17 protein-coding genes and 1 pseudogene are annotated in these 17,076 nt (G+C 43.2%); all 18 read right to left on the reverse strand.

Annotation, left to right across the window (positions count from 1 at the left end; translation table 11 throughout):
* Positions 1–11: 11 nt before the first annotated feature.
* Positions 12–509, reverse strand: a complete 498-nt coding sequence (locus tag BKH46_RS06910; RefSeq protein ID WP_253248322.1) for a methyltransferase domain-containing protein — start codon at positions 507–509, stop codon at positions 12–14.
* Positions 509–802, reverse strand: coding sequence for a hypothetical protein (locus BKH46_RS09510; RefSeq protein ID WP_095226106.1), 294 nt, complete (start codon positions 800–802; stop codon positions 509–511). The genes BKH46_RS06910 and BKH46_RS09510 overlap by 1 nt, the downstream gene beginning before the upstream one ends.
* Before the next feature lie 34 nt (positions 803–836).
* Positions 837–2,846, reverse strand: a complete 2,010-nt coding sequence (locus BKH46_RS06920) for a methyltransferase domain-containing protein (protein ID WP_095226107.1) — start codon at positions 2,844–2,846, stop codon at positions 837–839.
* Positions 2,839–2,961: a hypothetical protein gene (locus tag BKH46_RS09780; RefSeq protein ID WP_275542184.1), complete on the reverse strand. Its 123-nt coding sequence runs from the start codon at positions 2,959–2,961 to the stop codon at positions 2,839–2,841. Before BKH46_RS09780 ends, BKH46_RS06920 begins: the two co-directional genes overlap by 8 nt.
* Positions 2,942–4,846 (reverse strand): glycosyltransferase, encoded by a 1,905-nt coding sequence (locus tag BKH46_RS06925; RefSeq protein WP_095226108.1) that lies wholly within the window; start codon positions 4,844–4,846, stop codon positions 2,942–2,944. Before BKH46_RS06925 ends, BKH46_RS09780 begins: the two co-directional genes overlap by 20 nt.
* 10 nt (positions 4,847–4,856) lie before the next feature.
* Complete coding sequence (locus BKH46_RS06930; RefSeq protein WP_095226109.1) at positions 4,857–5,825, reverse strand: glycosyltransferase; 969 nt, start codon at positions 5,823–5,825, stop codon at positions 4,857–4,859.
* A 35-nt stretch (positions 5,826–5,860) separates the two neighbouring features.
* Positions 5,861–6,676: a 3'(2'),5'-bisphosphate nucleotidase CysQ gene (locus tag BKH46_RS06935; RefSeq protein WP_095226110.1), complete on the reverse strand. Its 816-nt coding sequence runs from the start codon at positions 6,674–6,676 to the stop codon at positions 5,861–5,863.
* Positions 6,667–7,419 carry a phosphocholine cytidylyltransferase family protein gene (locus BKH46_RS06940; protein ID WP_095226126.1) on the reverse strand — a complete coding sequence of 251 codons (753 nt, stop codon included), beginning with the start codon at positions 7,417–7,419 and terminating at the stop codon, positions 6,667–6,669. Before BKH46_RS06940 ends, BKH46_RS06935 begins: the two co-directional genes overlap by 10 nt.
* Positions 7,419–8,081, reverse strand: coding sequence for a gamma-glutamyl-gamma-aminobutyrate hydrolase family protein (locus BKH46_RS06945; RefSeq protein WP_253248323.1), 663 nt, complete (start codon positions 8,079–8,081; stop codon positions 7,419–7,421). The genes BKH46_RS06940 and BKH46_RS06945 overlap by 1 nt, the downstream gene beginning before the upstream one ends.
* Positions 8,042–10,366 (reverse strand): PEP-utilizing enzyme, encoded by a 2,325-nt coding sequence (locus BKH46_RS06950; protein WP_095226112.1) that lies wholly within the window; start codon positions 10,364–10,366, stop codon positions 8,042–8,044. The genes BKH46_RS06945 and BKH46_RS06950 overlap by 40 nt, the downstream gene beginning before the upstream one ends.
* A gap of 19 nt (positions 10,367–10,385) precedes the next feature.
* Positions 10,386–11,172, reverse strand: a pseudogene (locus BKH46_RS06955) (class I SAM-dependent methyltransferase).
* Between the two features lie 3 nt (positions 11,173–11,175).
* The gene (locus BKH46_RS06960; RefSeq protein WP_095226113.1) at positions 11,176–11,961 is read right to left on the reverse strand and encodes a class I SAM-dependent methyltransferase; all 786 of its coding nucleotides are present in this window, start codon (positions 11,959–11,961) and stop codon (positions 11,176–11,178) included.
* Entirely contained in the window at positions 11,958–13,178 is a 1,221-nt protein-coding gene (locus BKH46_RS06965; RefSeq protein ID WP_095226114.1) for a hypothetical protein, read from the reverse strand. The genes BKH46_RS06960 and BKH46_RS06965 overlap by 4 nt, the downstream gene beginning before the upstream one ends.
* An 8-nt stretch (positions 13,179–13,186) precedes the next feature.
* The gene (locus BKH46_RS06970) at positions 13,187–13,927 is read right to left on the reverse strand and encodes a DUF2972 domain-containing protein (protein WP_143428925.1); all 741 of its coding nucleotides are present in this window, start codon (positions 13,925–13,927) and stop codon (positions 13,187–13,189) included.
* A gap of 4 nt (positions 13,928–13,931) precedes the next feature.
* A complete protein-coding gene (locus BKH46_RS06975) occupies positions 13,932–14,423 on the reverse strand; it encodes a hypothetical protein (protein WP_095226116.1) in 492 nt (163 codons plus the stop codon).
* 57 nt (positions 14,424–14,480) lie between these two features.
* A complete protein-coding gene (locus tag BKH46_RS06980; protein WP_095226117.1) occupies positions 14,481–15,356 on the reverse strand; it encodes a DUF2972 domain-containing protein in 876 nt (291 codons plus the stop codon).
* On the reverse strand, positions 15,328–15,891 hold the full coding sequence (locus BKH46_RS06985; RefSeq protein WP_095226118.1) for a hypothetical protein: 564 nt from the start codon (positions 15,889–15,891) through the stop codon (positions 15,328–15,330). Before BKH46_RS06985 ends, BKH46_RS06980 begins: the two co-directional genes overlap by 29 nt.
* A 63-nt stretch (positions 15,892–15,954) precedes the next feature.
* Entirely contained in the window at positions 15,955–16,893 is a 939-nt protein-coding gene (locus tag BKH46_RS06990) for a DUF2972 domain-containing protein (RefSeq protein ID WP_095226119.1), read from the reverse strand.
* Between the last annotated feature and the right edge of the window lie 183 nt (positions 16,894–17,076).

Consider the following 17,076-nt stretch of genomic DNA (forward strand, 5'->3'; position numbering starts at 1 on the left):
ATTTTGTTGTGTCATGATTTGGTGTGGAGTTTGAGTAGGGTGTGGGAATCTTGGAGTGTTTTGGGGGTCATTTTTTTGCTGATAAGCCAAAAAAGTCCTTTAGAAAAGAGCTTGCAAATCAGAAAAAACTTAATTTTAGAAAAAGGCTTTTGGGTCAATAAATGCAGTGAGTGGCCGTTGGTATTGAGATGGAGATGGTATTTGTTAGCTAGGTAGTGGAGTGTTTTTTGGTCATAAAAGCTGATGTGTTGTCCGTGTTTGAAGCCATAATACTCCCATGTTATATCAGGGACAGCAGTGGGTAATAATTCGGTGCTAAAGAGGATATTTTGAGAGATAGCAAGCATAGATTCTAGGTGGGCGATGGGATTAGGGAGGTGCTCAAAGACTTCAAAACTTGTGATCAAATCGATGGTCTCTCCTTGGTATTCAAAACCTTTGGCAAATTGATTTTGGCAGTATTTGTCTTGCCAAAAGGCTTCAAACCCCACATCACGCAGCAATCGCACTAAAATCCCTGTCCCCCCCCCCCATCAAATATCTTACATCGCTCTTTGAATAGCGCATAAGCAATCACAGAAGTGAGCTGATAGAGCGCTAGATTTCTCTGCAATAGCCCTGTGTCGCTGATATTGATAGGGTCTTCATAGGCCAATGCGAGCCAATGGGGGTTATCAAAGCCCAAAAATCCGCAATGATCGCATTTATAAAGTATGGCTTCATAGCGTTCAAGGATAGGCACGCATAAAGTCGCGTGAGCGCTGTGGGAGCAGATTTTACATTGTGTGTTGAGCTTTTGCATATTTGGTCTTTCTATATTTTAATTTTTCTGTATTCTAGCCCTTGGGGGGAGTGTTGGTTATGAGAGCTTTGATTTCATAGCTATAGACTTCAGGGCTTGGTAGGTGGTAGGAGCTTGAGGTGATGCGATTCCAGAATTTTCTGTTGGCTTTATAGAGAGCAAGTAAGGCTTTTTTGATGATTTTTTTGGGGCGTGTGATACCGACTAGACAATCGGGGTCAATCAATGTGATATGCTCAAACCCTGCCATCAAGAGGGTGTATTTCAAGCTTCCAGCTGTGAAAAGCCATTGGTGTGTGAAATCTTCATAAGCCCAGTAGCAGCCAGTGTTGGATTGGGCGTTGGGGACGGCGATGAAAAGCTTGCCTTGGGGCTTGAGTAGGTGGGTCTTGATGTAGTGGAGTGTGGGAATGATTGTGTCTTTAGGCAAATGCTCTAAGACATGCATCATTGTGATGAAGTCATATTGCCCTTGATAGTGGGTGATTTGCGTGATTTTTTCGACATCTAGCCCATTATTTTGGCAGTGCTTGATGGCTTCTGGGTTGGTATCAATGCCTTTGATATGTGTGTAGCCTAGTTTTTTGAGGGCTAAAAGAAACTGCCCGAGCCCACAGCCAATATCTAAAATTTGCATGGCTTCCCTTGGTTGTGCTCTGTCATCTGTTTGCTTTGTTGCGTGCTTGTTTGCCGTTGGCGGGGGGGGGGGTAGAATTTCTTTGAGATAAGGGGGGATTTGGTAGTTGTCATAGGTGCTAGCTTGGATACCGTGTGCGTAGAAATAATCAATCATTGTGTTTTCCTTTGTTGTTGGGGTTTCTTGGGTCGCTGGGATTTCTGTTGTGTTTTCTTTGATGGTGGGTGCGGGCTGTATTTTGCGGGCTTCAAATAGTGTTTTGATAGCGGGGTAGATGTCTTGTGGGCTGATGGTGTTGATGTTGAGCTGACTGATTTGGTGGTTGAATACTTGGGCGTAATGTTTGATGTTATCTCTGATGAGAGGGGGTAAAATGAGGTAATGGCCATTGGGTAAAGGGCAAGGGGTGAAGCGCGTGAGATGGTTGCCATTAGAGATGGTGATACAAGGGGTGTGTAAGGCGTGGGCTAGATGGGGGGCAGAGGTTTCATTGGAGATAAGCATTTGAGCGTGCGCGATGAGTGCGCTCAAGTCTAAAAGGCTAGTTTTTCCCACGAGGTCATGGACTTTATTTTGGAGGGTTTTTTTGATATGCTGCTTGAGTATTTGGGCGTTGGGTATGTCTTCTTTGCCCGAGCATAGGAGTATGTCGCAGTGATAGTGCGTGATGATATGGCTTGCGCTATGGGCAAAATGCTCCATACTCCAGCGGCGCAGAGGGCTGTTAGCCCCGATAAAAAGCAGCACATAAGGGGCGTTGATAGCAAAAGTTTGGCAAAGGTAAGACCAAGAGGGCAGGGATTGGGGGGATAAAGAGAGCTTGGTGTTTAGATGTTTGCCTAAAAATTGCGTGAAAAACTCTTTGTTTCTGTCAAATTCAAATAAAATTTCTTGAGTATTTTTCAAAAGATGGTGAAAAATTTTATCAGCCTTTTGCTTTTGGGCTTGGGAGATGTTGGAGCAATCGCCCTGTGGAGCGAATTTGTGCGTTGCGTGTATATGCCTAGAGAGAGCATAGTCAGTGTGGTAATCCCTAGAATAAGTGGGGTTGAGTAGATATGTATAGCTTGTTTGGGTGAGGGTGGCGATGATTTTGGCTCGATAGAGGGGGTTTTTGAGAAAAGCGGCTTTGTCTAGCCAGAGAAATGTATCTACCCAAGGGCTATCACAGGCTTGCGCGAAGTCTTTATAGATATGATTGCCTAAAAATGTGATGTGGTAGTGCGTGGTGTTTTTGAGCGTTTCTAGGAAATTGCGTAATAAGATATAATCCCCAATCCCATCGGTTTTGATGACAATGATGGAGTGCTTGATGGGCTTTGGGGTCTTATGGCACACACATCTATCTAAGAGTGCAAATCCTATATCTCGTAAGCTTTTTAAGATATTTTTAAAAAACTTACGCATATTTTGTCTTTAAACAATCAGTGCGATATTTATAGAGTGCGTGCAGCGCAAAAAGCAGATACAAAGACGCAATGAGCCCTAGGGCTATCTTGAGGTTATCGCCCCCCCCCCCCATCCATTATTGCTTGATAAGCTTTCAAGTATTTTTGCGCAACAAGCAAGGCTTCAAATTGTAGCAAAGCCTTTTGTCTGCTATTTTGCGCTAAGGCTTGGTAGTCTTTGGGGCTAAGGTTTAGCACCCACTCTATGCCCTTGCATAAATCAGTGCAATCAGATTCTTGGGCTAGATAGCCTGTCTTTTTGTGCTCGATAATATCGTGATTCCCACCGATATCAAAGCCCACCACAGGCGTGCCACAAGATAGGCTTTCAACAATGACATTGCTAAGATTTTCTGCCAAACTTGGGATCACAACAACATCAGCAGCGTTATAGACAAGTTTTAAACTCAAATCATCATAAAGATGACCTAAATAATGCGTTTCTATCCCCTCAATATTTTCACAAACTCCCATTTCATTAGCACTTGCGCCAAATACAAGGAGCTTTAGGGATTGCTTGTTTTTAAGGAGTTTGAGGGCTTCTTTGAGTTCTGCATAGCCTTTTCTCTTGATAGAGGTCGCTTGGATTGCACCAAAGGCAATGATTTTTTGCGTAGAGATAAGGTGTGTAGCTAGCTTTTCACTCGCCCCCCCCCCTATCGCTATTATCTCTTTATAGCTTTCAAGGTATTGTAAAGATACTTTTTTTGCTTCAAAGCTTGTGAGCACTTTTTGTCTGCTATTTTGTGCTAAGGCTTGGTAGTCTTGAGGGCTGAGGTCTAATATCCACTCTATGCCTTGTGCGAGTTCGCACGGGTCAAAGGGAGTGGCTAGATAGCCTGTTTTTTTGTGTTCTACAATGTCTTTGAGTCCGCCGATATTAAAGCAGACTACAGGGGTGCTGCAAGCAAGACTCTCGCTTGCGACTTGTCCAAAAGACTCTGCCAAACTTGGGATCACAACAACATCAGCAGCGTTATAGACAAGTTTTAAACTCAAATCATCATAAAGATGACCTAAATAGTGTGTTTCTATGCCCTCAATATTTTCACAAACCCCCATTTCATTACCACTAGAGCCAAATACAAGGAGTTTTAGGGATTGCTTATTTTTAAGGAGTTTGAGGGCTTCTTTGAGTTCTGTATAGCCTTTTCTCTTGATGGAGGTGGCTTGGATTGCACCAAAGGCAATGATTTTTTTGGGATTATCCAGCCGCAAAAGTGTGCGTGCAGTGTGTTTATCAAGAGGGGCATAGAGCGTGGTGTCAATGGGATTGGGGAGATTGATGATGTGTTTGTCTTTGAAAAGGGCTGATTCTTTAGCACATTGGGCAATCCAGCTACTGAGTCCATTGATGGTGAGATTGAGCTTTTTATAGGCCTTTTGCTTCATAGCAAAGTTCCAATAACTCAGATCAAAAGGAAAGTTTGAGTTCAGCAAGGGGCATTTGCCACATTGGTTTTCAACCCCTATACAGGAGGGTGCCACATAGTGGCACCCTCCTGTATAGGGGTTGGCGTCGTGCAAGCTCCATATCAATGGGGCTTGGATCTTACAAAGGTCTTTGACACTCAAAAAGCCGCCATTGATCCAATGCAGATGGACAATATCGGGTTTGTGTGCGTTGATTGTTTTGATGAGATGGCGGTTATGGATAAAATCGACAGAAAAGATGTCTTGATGGCGTTTGGGGTAGAGAGAGAGAGGCAGGGCGCAAAGGGCAGGGCGGAGTTTTTCAAAGAGTTTTTGGGTCTTGGTCTTTGCTACGCGTATGATACTCGTGAGATCACTGCTCTTGTTTTGCACAAGCATTAGAGATTCTATGGGCTCAGTGGGTTTGGTATTTTCTGTGCGTGCGTGTTTGTCTGTGTCTGCGAGCTTTTGGAGGGCTAAATGCAATCGCAAGGCTGCTCTGCCTGCTCCTCCAGAGTCTTGTGTGACTAGGTGCAGTATTTTCAATATCTAGCCCCTAGCAATCCAAAGGCTTAGAAAGCCTTTTGGGCTTGAGTTTGTCTTTGAGCGCTTTTAAGGGGGCGTAGAGATGGAATTTTGTCAAAATGGGCTTGAGAAAATCGCGCTTGAAGGAATAAAAGACTTGGCGGTGCAGCTTGCCTATGGTCATATCATAGGGCAGATTTTTGCATAGCTTGGGGCAAAAGCCCATTTCTAGGGCTTGATTTTGTAGTTCGAGGTTTTCTCCGCAATGCTCCCCGCGCCCATCGTGGCCGCGATTGACCGATAGGGGCTTGATGGGGAAGAGCGTGTAACGTTGTGCGTGGAGCATATTACAGCACACGATGGCATCGCCATATTTTTTGCCCCTTTCTACCATATCGACCAAAATAGGCACGAGATGGGTAGTGATAGCGTTGCAAGCACGGACTTGCTCTTTGTCTTGGATCAATGCAGCAATATCAAGATCCCAATCAATGCTTTCATATCTGTCTTTCCACATCGCCACGCCCCAAGGGGAGTAGATTTTGAGTAAAAACACTTCGTGGGGGTAGGATTTGGGTATTTGGACTTTATGGTGTCTGTGTGAGGCGATAGAAATAATGCGCTGGTCGTCTTTGTAGTATTCTAGCGCATGGTTCATGTATTCTAAAAATCTATCCGATACTAAAATATCATCTTCAAAGAAAATCACCCGATCGTATCGAGAAAATAGATATTTGAGGGCATCTTGCGCAGAGTCAAAACTGCCTTTGTTTTGCTCCCAAAAAATCCCCTCAACACTTTTAAAACCCGTGATGGAGTTGATATAAGCACGCACTTTAGCGATAGCAGGCTGATGGGCGGGGTCATAAGCATAGTCAGAAACGATATAGAGGTCAGTCTGGGAACACTCAGGATTGCTTAAAAGTGCGCTGATGGCGTTTTGCAAGCAGTCCAATCGATCATAAACGGTGATAAGAACAGGGCTTAGGGGTGCGTGCATCAAAGACCTTTTATGGAGTTAAAAATTGTGCGAGATTATAGCATATTTGCTAAAAAATCCCGATAAATCTTGCCATCAATGAGGCTTTTGCTGAACGCTATGAAGTGGTTGTTTCTCAAATCGGGTTTGTTGTATAACAAGGGCTGTTTGGTCTTGCAATCTAAGATCACGCCCCCTGCTTCTGTGATGATGATATCACTTGCAGCTGTGTCCCATTCTTTGGTGCCATTGAATCTTGGGTAGATATGGGCTTTGTGCGTGGCAAGTGCGCAGAGTTTGAGGGCTGAGCCTAAGGGGAGGGGCGTGAGGTTGTAGTGCTGTAAGAAATCTTGGGTTTGTGGGGTGTCGTGGAAATTACTCACGCAAGCTATGGGGTTTGATGGGCTTGTTATGGGGCTTTGGGGGGTGATTTTGATCGCTTGGGTGGGGTCAAAATTTGTTGTGGATAAGAAGTAAGCGCCCTTGCCTTGATAGGCATAATAAAGCTCTTTGAGTGCTGGGGCATAGACAATGCCGAGTATGGGGAGATTGTTTTTTAAAAGCGCGATGTTGATTGTAAAGCCATCATTTTGTGCTAAGAAATCTTTTGTGCCATCTAGGGGGTCTAATAGCCATAAATAGGGTAAATCTTTGCGTTCAGCATAGGAGAGAGGGGCTTCTTCTGAGCAAACAGGAATATGGCTTTGGGCGTTGAGTTTGGCAGAGAGAAAATGATGGGATTGCATATCAGCGATACTCAAGGGGCTTTGGTCGGCTTTGAGCGTGAAGGTGGGGTTTTTGTAGTGTTTGAGAATTATTTCTCCGGCTGCATAGGCGAGCTTGATCGTTGGATAAAGTAAATTTATAGACATATTTTGAGATCTTCTATGCTGTCTATTTCTGTCCAGCCACGATGGATATACACAGGTGAGGCGTTGTGATAGGTGTCAATGAGGATTTGTAAAAAGCTAGTCATATACATATTATTGAAGTCTTTGCCATCATAGAGGGCGTTTCTATCAAGGCTCGCATACAGCTCTAAGACTGCGGGCAAAAAGCGATGAGAAATTTTAAACAAGCCGATGTATTGCCCTTGTATTTCAGCGATATTTTGGGGCTTTTTGCCAATTTCTGTGATGGTGTCCCCAGAGATTTTGAGCGTTTCAGCATCACTCAAAGGATCAGCAAAGCGCGCTCTCCAGAGCTTTTCCCACTCAGTATCGATGATAATACCTAAATCCCCTTGGAAATTTTTGAGTTTTTTGATGATAGTGTCTGTGTAGATGATATCAGCATAAGAGATGATGAGGTCTTGTTTTTGCTGGATACAAGAGTGCATGAAGTCTTGCGCGCAAAACATTGTAGCAACCATATTGGTATGCATAAAATCAATATTGGTAAAAAATTTCAGAGATTGATTTTGGAGATATTTTTGCAAAACAGGGAAGAGATAGCCCCCAACTATAGCAATGTCTGTGATGTCGTTGTGTTTGAGTGCTTGGAGCTCATGATCAATAATGGGTTTATCATTAAAAGCGACCATACATTTGGGGATAGAATCTGTGAGTGGGGCAAGGCGCGTGCCTCTGCCTGCTGCTAAAATCAAAGCTTTCATCATTGTATCCCCTTTGCTTGTATCTCTTTTGTGTGTATCTCTTGGATAAAGTTTTCCCATATTGCCTTTGAGGGATAGGGGTGGTGCTTTTCGCGTTCGATATGCCACATCATACCAAAAATCGGCAAAGAAGTGTGTCTATAGGCTTCGATACTCTCATCTTGTGCTAGTCCTAGGGGTTTGAGCGGCTCTTTGAGTGCTGTGATGGCATAATGATGGTAGGAATTGACCTCATAGGTATTTTGGTCTGCTAGCCATAATAATTGATGGGGGTTTGGGCTATGGCCTTTGGATTCTGTGATGGTCGCGCCAAAAAACTCTGCGATACACTGCGCGCCTCTGCATACACCGAGCAATGGGATTTGCGTTTTTAAGCAATGGGAAATGATCTCTTTTTCATATCGATCGCGTTTTTGGTTGAGGGCATTGGGCGTGATAGAAGAGAGGTCATTGCCCCCGCTTAAAATCACAGCTTTCAGCCTAGGAGCATAGCGCGCAAAAGGAACAGCATAGCTCAAGGGCCAAAAAGCCCTTTCACCCAAAAACTCCCCCCACTCACAGCCTAACCCCTCGCGGATTTCGTGGTAGTTTGGGGCTTCTATGAGTCGTTGCGTGATACCTATCATAGGGGGAATACCTGTTGATTGCTCGCATCGATACATAGTTTTGAGGCCTTTTGGTATTGAGAAAATCTCTCTTCTCCCACGCCAATCACTGCAGGCAAGGAGATTTCTGAACACCGAATAGCCATATGCGAGTTTGCGCCACCATAGCAAGTGATGAGCCCTGCGATATTTTTAGCAAACAAAAAGTCATAACCGGGATCGGCTGAATGGATTAAGACAATTTTATTGGCTAAATCTTTGTCTGTTTCGCTGGCTGTGGGGGCTGTGATGGTTTTGTCTGTGATGAAATTTGGCTCTATTTTGGTGCTTGTGTGATAGAAGACATCTTGGGCGTTGAGTATCACAGGGGGGATTTTTAAGGCTGTAGTGATTGCGTATTCTTGTTTGTGCTTATTCACATCGCTCATCAAGGCTTCTTGCAAGCTCGTTTTGTATTGGCTTGATTGGAGGGAGAGTATGGATTTGATGTCTAAATGGGCGAGGTCTTGCTTGTTTATGCCTAGCTCGTGTCCTAATTCAGTGATAAGGTCTAGGATAATTGAGAGTGTTTTGGTGAATTTGAACTTCACGAGCTCTCTGCCCTCAATGACGATTTTAAGGAATTCAAACAGCTCAGAAGCATTGAGATAAAGACCATTTTGGGCTAAGAGCGTGTCTAATTCTTTGCTTTGTTGGGTGCTCAAAGAAAAATGTGTTTGTGTGCTCAAAGGAGGGGGTGAGGCGTCTTGGGAAAAATACAATTCAAAGGCTTCTTTATAAGTGGGCGAGAGGATATTATAAGTCCCTGCCCTCAAATGCCCATATTTTTCGATGAATTTTTCTTTAGCGAGGGTTTGATTTGCAAGGCGATAGACATCACAGGAGAGTTCTTTGCTGATAGTGCCTAAAGAGAGCAAAAAGTCATCTTTTTGCTTGGGAGTAAAAAATTTGATTTCGACTAGGGAATTTAGAATCTGCATTGCCACAAATGCAGCCCTTGCTACGCCTGCAAAGGGCAGAGTGCCAAAACGTTTGCAGTCTTCGATGAGCCAATAGATTTTATCGATTGTGCATAAGGAAGATTTTAAAACTGCTTGCGTGCGCTCTTCTAAGCGATTGACCTTGCTAAGGTCTTTGAGATAAAGACCTTTTTTGGTATCTAAAATCGTGTTGGTGAGCTCTAGGAGCGAGAATTCAATCCTTTTGAGTTCGTTTTGATTGAAATTGTGCTGCTTGAGTTGGGAGAGCTTGGAGGGGAGATTGAGATCATAGCAAGAAAAGACAATTTCAAATTCGATTTTATCGTGGAGATGGGGCTTTTGGGATAGGGAGTTTAGATAATAATTGACAAGTTTATTTGCGATGGTATCATCGAGGCTTTTGGGGATAAAGGAATTGAACGAAAGTCGCACATCGATATAAGGCACGCCCAAAAATGAGTGCATCAAAGGGTGGGAACGGAGATTTCTGTAGCCGTAGTTATCGCGTTGATAAGCCCAGATATTATCAGTCACTAGCTCTTTATAAAGTGAGATAGCTAGTCTTTTGGGCTTGAGTCCGATAATCTCTGCGGGATTCCAATCAGGCATGACGCCAAATATGGTTTTATCGCCAAGAATATGCGGGTGTCTTTGCTTGAGTGAGTCGATACGCGCACAGAGGGCATTGAGCGTAGATGTTTGGAGTGTGTCAAAAAGATTGAGTTTATTTGCCATCACCAAAGGGCGCACTTGCAGGATATAAAGATTGCCATCTTTAAAGGCAAATTCAATGTCTAAAAAATGTGTGCCAAAGATATTTTCTAGCTCTTTGATAGCTTCGATGAGTGCAGCGATATGATGGTCTTTGGGCTGATGTTCTCGATATGAAATGATACGCACAAGCTCTCCTGCCCTCCCTGCAGTCACGCTGCTTGTATCCCCGCTGCTATCATAATCGATACAAAAATATGGAGCGCCATTGTCTTTATCCACGCTAAAAGCTACCCCACACATTTGCGGGTTCTCTAGCATTGGCTGGACTAAGATGAGGTGCTTGCCTGCTCCCATTGAAGCACTGACAGATTCTAAGGCAGATTTTAGGGCTTCTTTTTGGGAAGTATCAACACTACTGATACTCAAAAACGCTCCTGCTTGTGAAGACTCTAGGGTGTCTTCGTGGGCAGCAGAGCTTCTGATGATAACCTTTTTTCCTAGTTGGGAGATTTCTTGCAAAATAGTAGGGAGATTGTCTTGAAGTGTTTCTGTTTGGATAAGACATAAGGGGAGGATTTTTGCTTTTTTGATGATGGGGGAGAGGGCTTTTAGGTTCTCTCCTTTAGTGGCAAAGCTCAATGTTTTCAAACAGAATCCTTTTCAATGGTTAGTTTACTTTTTTTGCACTCCAACATCTGGTTGTGTATTTGATGTCAAACTCACTTGGGAGTTGGTGGCGCATTTGATAAGAGATTTTCTCAAATAATTCTGCCCCCTTAGGGGTTTCTAAATCCCAATACGGGTTTTTCACGCTTTTCCACGCTAAGATATAGTTTTGGATATCTTGATGGAAATAAAAATCTTGCTCCAAATAAATGATATTATCAAAAAGGTTTTTGTGTGCCTCGATGATAGGTCTTTGATCTTCTCGCCTTGTGCCGGTTTCATAGTTGGGGACTAAAGAAAGGATAATCTCTTGTGCACTCTCTTGGATTGGGTCAAAAAGATCTCTATGATTCCACATACAAGAAAAATATCCATTGTCTTTGAGAATGCGATGGGCTTCTTGGAGTGCCAAAGAGCGATCCATCACATTGAAACTACTGCCAAAGGTGACCCAATCAAAGCTTTTATTTTCTAAAGTGCTTTCAATACCGATAGCGCGTATCCATTTGATATCTTGACCTTGAGTCCTTTGGATCCCAATTTCTCGCATTGCATCATTAGGCTCTACAGCGACCACCTCACACCCTCTTTCTAAAAGCATGATACTAAGATTTCCTGTGCCTGCACCAATATCAGCTACACGAAGCTTTTTAGCGCCCCCCCCCCCTTAGAATTTTTGTAGCTAAATGCACGAGCATATCAATACTCTCAGGGGCGTAATTTGGGCGATAGCTGTAATACTTAGCGTGTTTGGTGTAATCCCAATTTTGTTCGACAATTTTTTCCATTTTTTATCCTTTTGTGTTGATTTTGGTTTTTTGTGCGCTCCAAGCGCGGATTTTATAAGGGATCTCAATCGTATCAAGATGAGCGATTTTAGAGGCTATCATTGCTAAGATTTTTTGCCATCTTGCCTCGCCTGCTTGTGCTTGGATATCATTGACAGACTCCCAAGCACCCATATAACGCTCCTTACTCATCATCTCAATATAATCACATTCCATAAAAAAGCAGTCTTGAAAATCCCCTGTAGATACGAGCACTTCTTCCCATTTTTGGGTATTTTGCTTCCCTGAACTGACGCGCTTGAGCTCAGGGATCATTGCTTTGATTTCTTCTTCGATTTCATAAAACACCGATCCCTCCAAGATATTGCGCGGATTCCATATTGCTGTGAAATAGCCATCATCTTTGAGAATACGGGCAAATTCAGGCAAGGATTTAGCGGGGTTTGTCCAATGGAACGAACTTGCCATGATTACCCAATTGCAAGAATTTGAGGGCATTGAGGTGTTTTCACCATCGCCTTTTTTCCAGATGATGGAGGTATTTTGCGTGTATTTCTCACCCTCTGCGCGCATGGCATCATTGGGCTCTATGGCTGTGATAGGGAGTCCAAAGTTTGCTAACATTTTAGTCAGCTTGCCTGTGCCTGCACCAACTTCTGTGACTTGAAATTCGCTTGTTTTGATACCTTTAGGGTTAATACATAAGAGTAATTTTTCTAAGAGCATCGCACTATAAGCAGGTCTGTTGTGGTAGTGCTTGGCTACTTGTGTGAAGTCGCCTTGATTCATAATGCCTCCTTTGTGATTGAAGTTGAAAATATATCAATGCCATTTTGTGCTAGAAAGCTCGCTGTATGGGTAAATTCTGCTAAAAAATCCGGCCTTTCTTTGCGGATATATGCAAGCTCGCTGTGGATTTTGATAGCAAGTTTGGTGCGATCTGGCCATTGGCGCAGGGCTTCAATAATGCTTGCTTCACTAAAAGCAAAGCTCTGGTGTTTTTTGATTTGGCACAGGGCTTCATCGATATAGGCTTTGATGGGCTCGTGGGATTTTTCTATCAAGTCTTTGGGCGGGGTCTTATCAGCAGGTGCGATGAGAACTAAGGGGTATTGGGGGTAGGTATCAATCGTGATATTGTCTTTTAAGATCGTGTAGTCTGTGGGGACTTTGGTGTAGTTCCCGAGATTTGTATTCATATCGAGTTCTTTTCTGAAATGGCTTTGGAGTCTTGAGCGGGGTGAGAGGATAAAATCATAGCCTTGCAAGGAAAAAGCAAAGGGGAAGCAGCGAGGGAATAAAGAGCCTTTGACAACGCTTTCATTATCATTGTTATCATCGCCCCCCCCCCCATTGAGTTTAAGAGCTTCTTGATAGCCAAAAGAGTATGCGAAATTTTGGAGCGTGGTGGGCATATGCATATCATCAAGATCGCACATTCTCAGATAGGTGACATCTGTGGTGATATGGTCGATGAGCTTTCTTGTAGAAGCAAAATAAAACATCAAGTGCGGGATATTGGTAATGATCTCAAAAAGCACACGCTTTGCGTCTGCTTGGGAGTGGATACTCGAGATGGTGTGGAACATTGTCACATTGACATTGCTTTTGATGACAGAGATGGGATCGCGAATGATTTGATAGAGGGGGACTTTCTTTTTGAGTGTTTGGAGCACTTTAGAGGCGTCTTTATTGAGAGGGGCTTTATCAAGCACCAAACCATCAAATTTCCGATAAAAAATAAAAGGTCTGATGACTTCATAAGTCCATATTTCAGTGGCTTTTGCACCCATTTTATTGAGATAAAAGAGCAATGCTGTCATTCCCAGCCCGTGCCCGCCGATGAGGATATAGCGGTATTTTTGGGGGTGGGGGAGGTAGTTTGTGAGGCTCAAGAGCTTTTTTAAGGGAGTGATTTTGTCCCATAAAAGCCCCCAACGCCTACTTTTGATGATTTTTAGCAGTGTTTGGAATTTGCTGATAATAATCTTGATTTTCAATCGCATCAATATCCCTAGTTTGAATCAGCCCCTATGTGCTGTGTTATGCTTTGATGGGCTTTAGGTGGTTTTGTATCACCGAAATCCCCATTTACTTTTAGACTTGAGTTTATTTGTAAAAATTCTCGGTAGTATATCCAATTTTTTAGGATTTCAGGTGCTTTTTTGGCTACATTTGAGATTTCATGATGGAGTAATTGGCTGAATTTTGCATACAAATCCTGATTGTTTTTAAAAAATTCTAAAACATCGCTTTCATTGAGTTTCAAACGCTCATATTGCATGAATTGTTTTTGGGCAAATTGCAAATGTGTATTGATGGCTTCGATAAGCTTGTTGTAAGCTTGGGGAGTTTTGCGGAGTTTTTTGTTTGCTTGGGATTTGTTAGCCCCGATGATACAAATCGAGATGACTTGCCCTTGGTAAAAGGGATTGGGGAATTGCTCGCATAAAAAGAGGAATTTTTTGTGCGAGGTGTTTTCATAGGGGAGGATTTTGATTGTTAGGGGAATATCTAGGAGTGTGTTTTTGGGGAAAAAGAAGTCTTTTTCGATATTGAGGGCATAAGAATCAGCAATTTTTTTGGAAAAAATAGGGTTGTTTGGAGGGCAGGGCAAACCGATGGTGTGGCATACCTTTTTCATCGTGTTGTAGGCATTTTGCGTGGAAAGTTCGGACATATCGATATAAATGAGTTCTTTTGTGAGTGGGGCAAATTGTTGGGCAGAGGTCGTGAAGATGAAATGATGGGGCATTTGCTCATAGGCTTGCAAATAGGACTCTAAGACCTTTTGGAGGCTTGTCTGCCCCCCCCCCCATAGACATTAGCTCATGTGCTAAAGTCAAGTTATAGCCGCTGCGGATAATAGAGATCGGATCTCTGAGTAGGCAAAATACGGGGACTTGATGGTCGAGCTTGGCGATGAATTTTTTGGCTGCGTCTAAATGGGAAATATCTCTATCGACTACGATACCATAGATTTTTCTCCAGCTAAAAAAGCAGATTCTATCCATGCAGCAAATATCAAATTTACGCATGGGATAAGCCCCGCAAGCTTGCAAGAAATGCCAAAATGCATTGCGCCCTGTGCCGTGTGAGGCGAGCATAATGTATTTGTATCTTTGGGGTTTGAGGGTGTTGGTAAAGAGCGAGAGTCTTTTACCTAATAGGCTTGAGAGGATTTTATCGTATGCACCGAATTGATAGCATTGTATGAGAGAGTGGTATTTCTTTTTGAGTGTTGCAATCACAAGCTGCCTTTAGGGGGTCAAAAATTCTTGCCCTTAGAGAGTTAAAAATTCTTGCCCTTAGAGAGTTAAAAATTCTTGATAGTATAGCCAATTTTTTGGTATTTGAGGGGCAAGTTGCGTGATGGGCGCGATTTCTTGGGCAAGAAATGCCTTGAATTGCTCTTTGATGGTTTGTGATTGCTTGAATACTTCTAAAATGAGCCGTTCGATCCCACCTTTTTGTAAAAACCCATCAAGCCAAACATAGCACTCTTCAATCCTTGCCATCATCGCATCAAGTGCCTTTGGGTCATGGGAGGGGGTAGTATCTTGCGTGGTTGCATAGATTTTTAAGCCGTTTTTAAAGGTATGGATACAAAGTATTTGCGTGTTGGGAGGAGGGGGTTGTGTGGTGAGTGTGAGCTTGGGGCTATGGATAGGGTTTGTGGGGTGAGGGGGCAGGGTCAAGGTATAGGGGAATAATGCCTTGGTGGTATGGATACTAGAATAATTGATATCAAAATCATCGATTGTGTTTGTAAAAGGGAGGTTTAAAATCTTAGCAATCGAGCGCATTGTCACAAAAGCTTTTTCTTTGGAGCTGAAATCTTGGGTGTCGATGTAGTGGATTTTGGCCGTTGTGTTTTGGAGTGGTTTGAGCGCAGAAGAGAAGCAGAAAAACGGGAGCATATGGCATTGGGTGGTGATGTTTTGCGTGAGGAATTTTAGCATAAAGGTGATGGCTGCTTCTGCTTGTGTGAGAAGTTTTGGGTCTTTTAGGATATGGCTAAAATCTTGATGGGTGTTGTCTAAGGGGGTATTAGAAAGGGTGTGTGGGGCTGTGCTTTTAGCTTTGCTCTCTATGCTCTCTATGTTATCTATTTGGATTTTCTGTTTTTTGTTTGGATTATCTAATTTGGATTCTTTACTCTTTGTGTCTGCCCCCCCCCCCATTAGGATTGATAGCAGCTTTGAGTGTGGCGGCTATGAGCGGGAGGAGGGAGGGGTGTGTGTGGGTGCGCAAGATAGAGATCGGATCTCTGAGTAGGCAAAATACGGGCACGCGATGTTGTAGTTTTTCAAGGATATGCTTGCGATGGGGGTCGGTATAAGCCTTTTCTAAGCTCAAGCCATAAAGGGAGTTTTTGTGCTTTTTGGCGTGCTTTTTCATCAATAAAAGTGGGTCAGTGGAAAAATACAGATGGTCTAGGGGCATAGGGTTTGCCCTGATTTGCTCACATAGCTTGATAAAAGCAGCAAATCCCACGCCGTGTGAGCCTGCGATGATATAGGAATAATCATTGGGGACTTTGAGGTACTTAGTCCATTGGGGGAACACAAAGATGTTGTATAAAAATCGGTGTTGGATATGGAAGGTATCGGGGATTTGGGGCAGAAATATCCATAATATCCGTTTGCAGATATAGCCAAAATCTCTGTTTTTGATACGAATTTTTAGGTGCTGGAGTGCTTGTTTGTAACGTTTCATTGATGGGTCTTGCCTCTTTTGTGTTTTGATGTTGGTGGGTTAGAGGGTCAAAAATTCTTGCCTCTAGAGAGTCAAAAATTCCTGATAGTATAGCCAATTTTTTGGTATTTGAGGGGCGAGCTGGCTGATGGGGGTGATTTGGTCTGGTAGGGTGCTTTGGAGATGTTTTAGGGTCTTTGGGTGGGAGGTGAGATAAGAGAGGATTGCTTGGGGTGTGAGCTTGTGCTTGTCATAGAGTGCTTGGAGTTTTTGGACTTGGAGGAGGTATGCTTCTGCTTGATCTGTGATTTGTGCATAGAGTGTGGGCGTGATGGTGATGGGCTTTGGCGTGGAGATGTATAGGGGTCTTTGGGGGAAGCGCTCGGAGATATAAGAGCGGGTGATATAGAATCGGTGGTCTTTTTTGTTGTAAGTGAGTTCGCGGTCTTTGGGGTCAAATATCCCTTCAAAAGGCGAGAGCATGAATTCGTGTTTAGAGATAGTGAAGCGATGGGGGAAGCAGCGCGTGAAGGTGTCATTGACTTTGATGGAGAATTTGTCTTTTTGCGTGGGCGTGTTGATGGATAAAAAGGCAGCGATTTTTTCCATTGTTGTTTGGGTGATCTCTCCGATGAGTTCGGTTGTATCAATCACAAGTATTTTTATAATCAGTGGGCTCACTTGGGCGATATTTTTGCCAAAATAGATAGTTCCATCTAAGAATTTTTCATCATTGATAGAGATATCCAGATAATCTTTTTGGGCTTCAAAGCTATTTTGCAAGATATTTTTGAAAATATAATAATTGATCCCTGAGGCGATTGCTGTGATCGGATCTCGCACTAAGCAGAGCGCGGGGACTTTCTTTTTGAGCTTGTTTTGGATAAAGGGGGTTTTAGAGGGGCTATAGCCATCTTGCGTGAAGCCCCATTTCCCATAACCATCGCCTTTAAAAAGCTGCCAATAGACTTCAAAAGTGCTGTTGTGGTAGCAAAATTCTGGGTGCAAGATATGCAAAGGCATGGGCAAGACATTGTGTGAGAGAGGGCGTTTGCGTGTTAGTTGTTTTGATTTTTTAATCTTTTGATTTGTGAGGGGGAGGCAGTGATGGTAATGAGTCCTGCACCTTTATTGATTACTATAGGCTTAAAGGGGAGTTTATCGGGTTGGTTTTTATCTCCAGGGCGATAAGTGATTGCATAGAGT

Source organism: Helicobacter sp. 12S02634-8 (assembly GCF_002272865.1).
Lineage (GTDB): Bacteria > Campylobacterota > Campylobacteria > Campylobacterales > Helicobacteraceae > Helicobacter_J.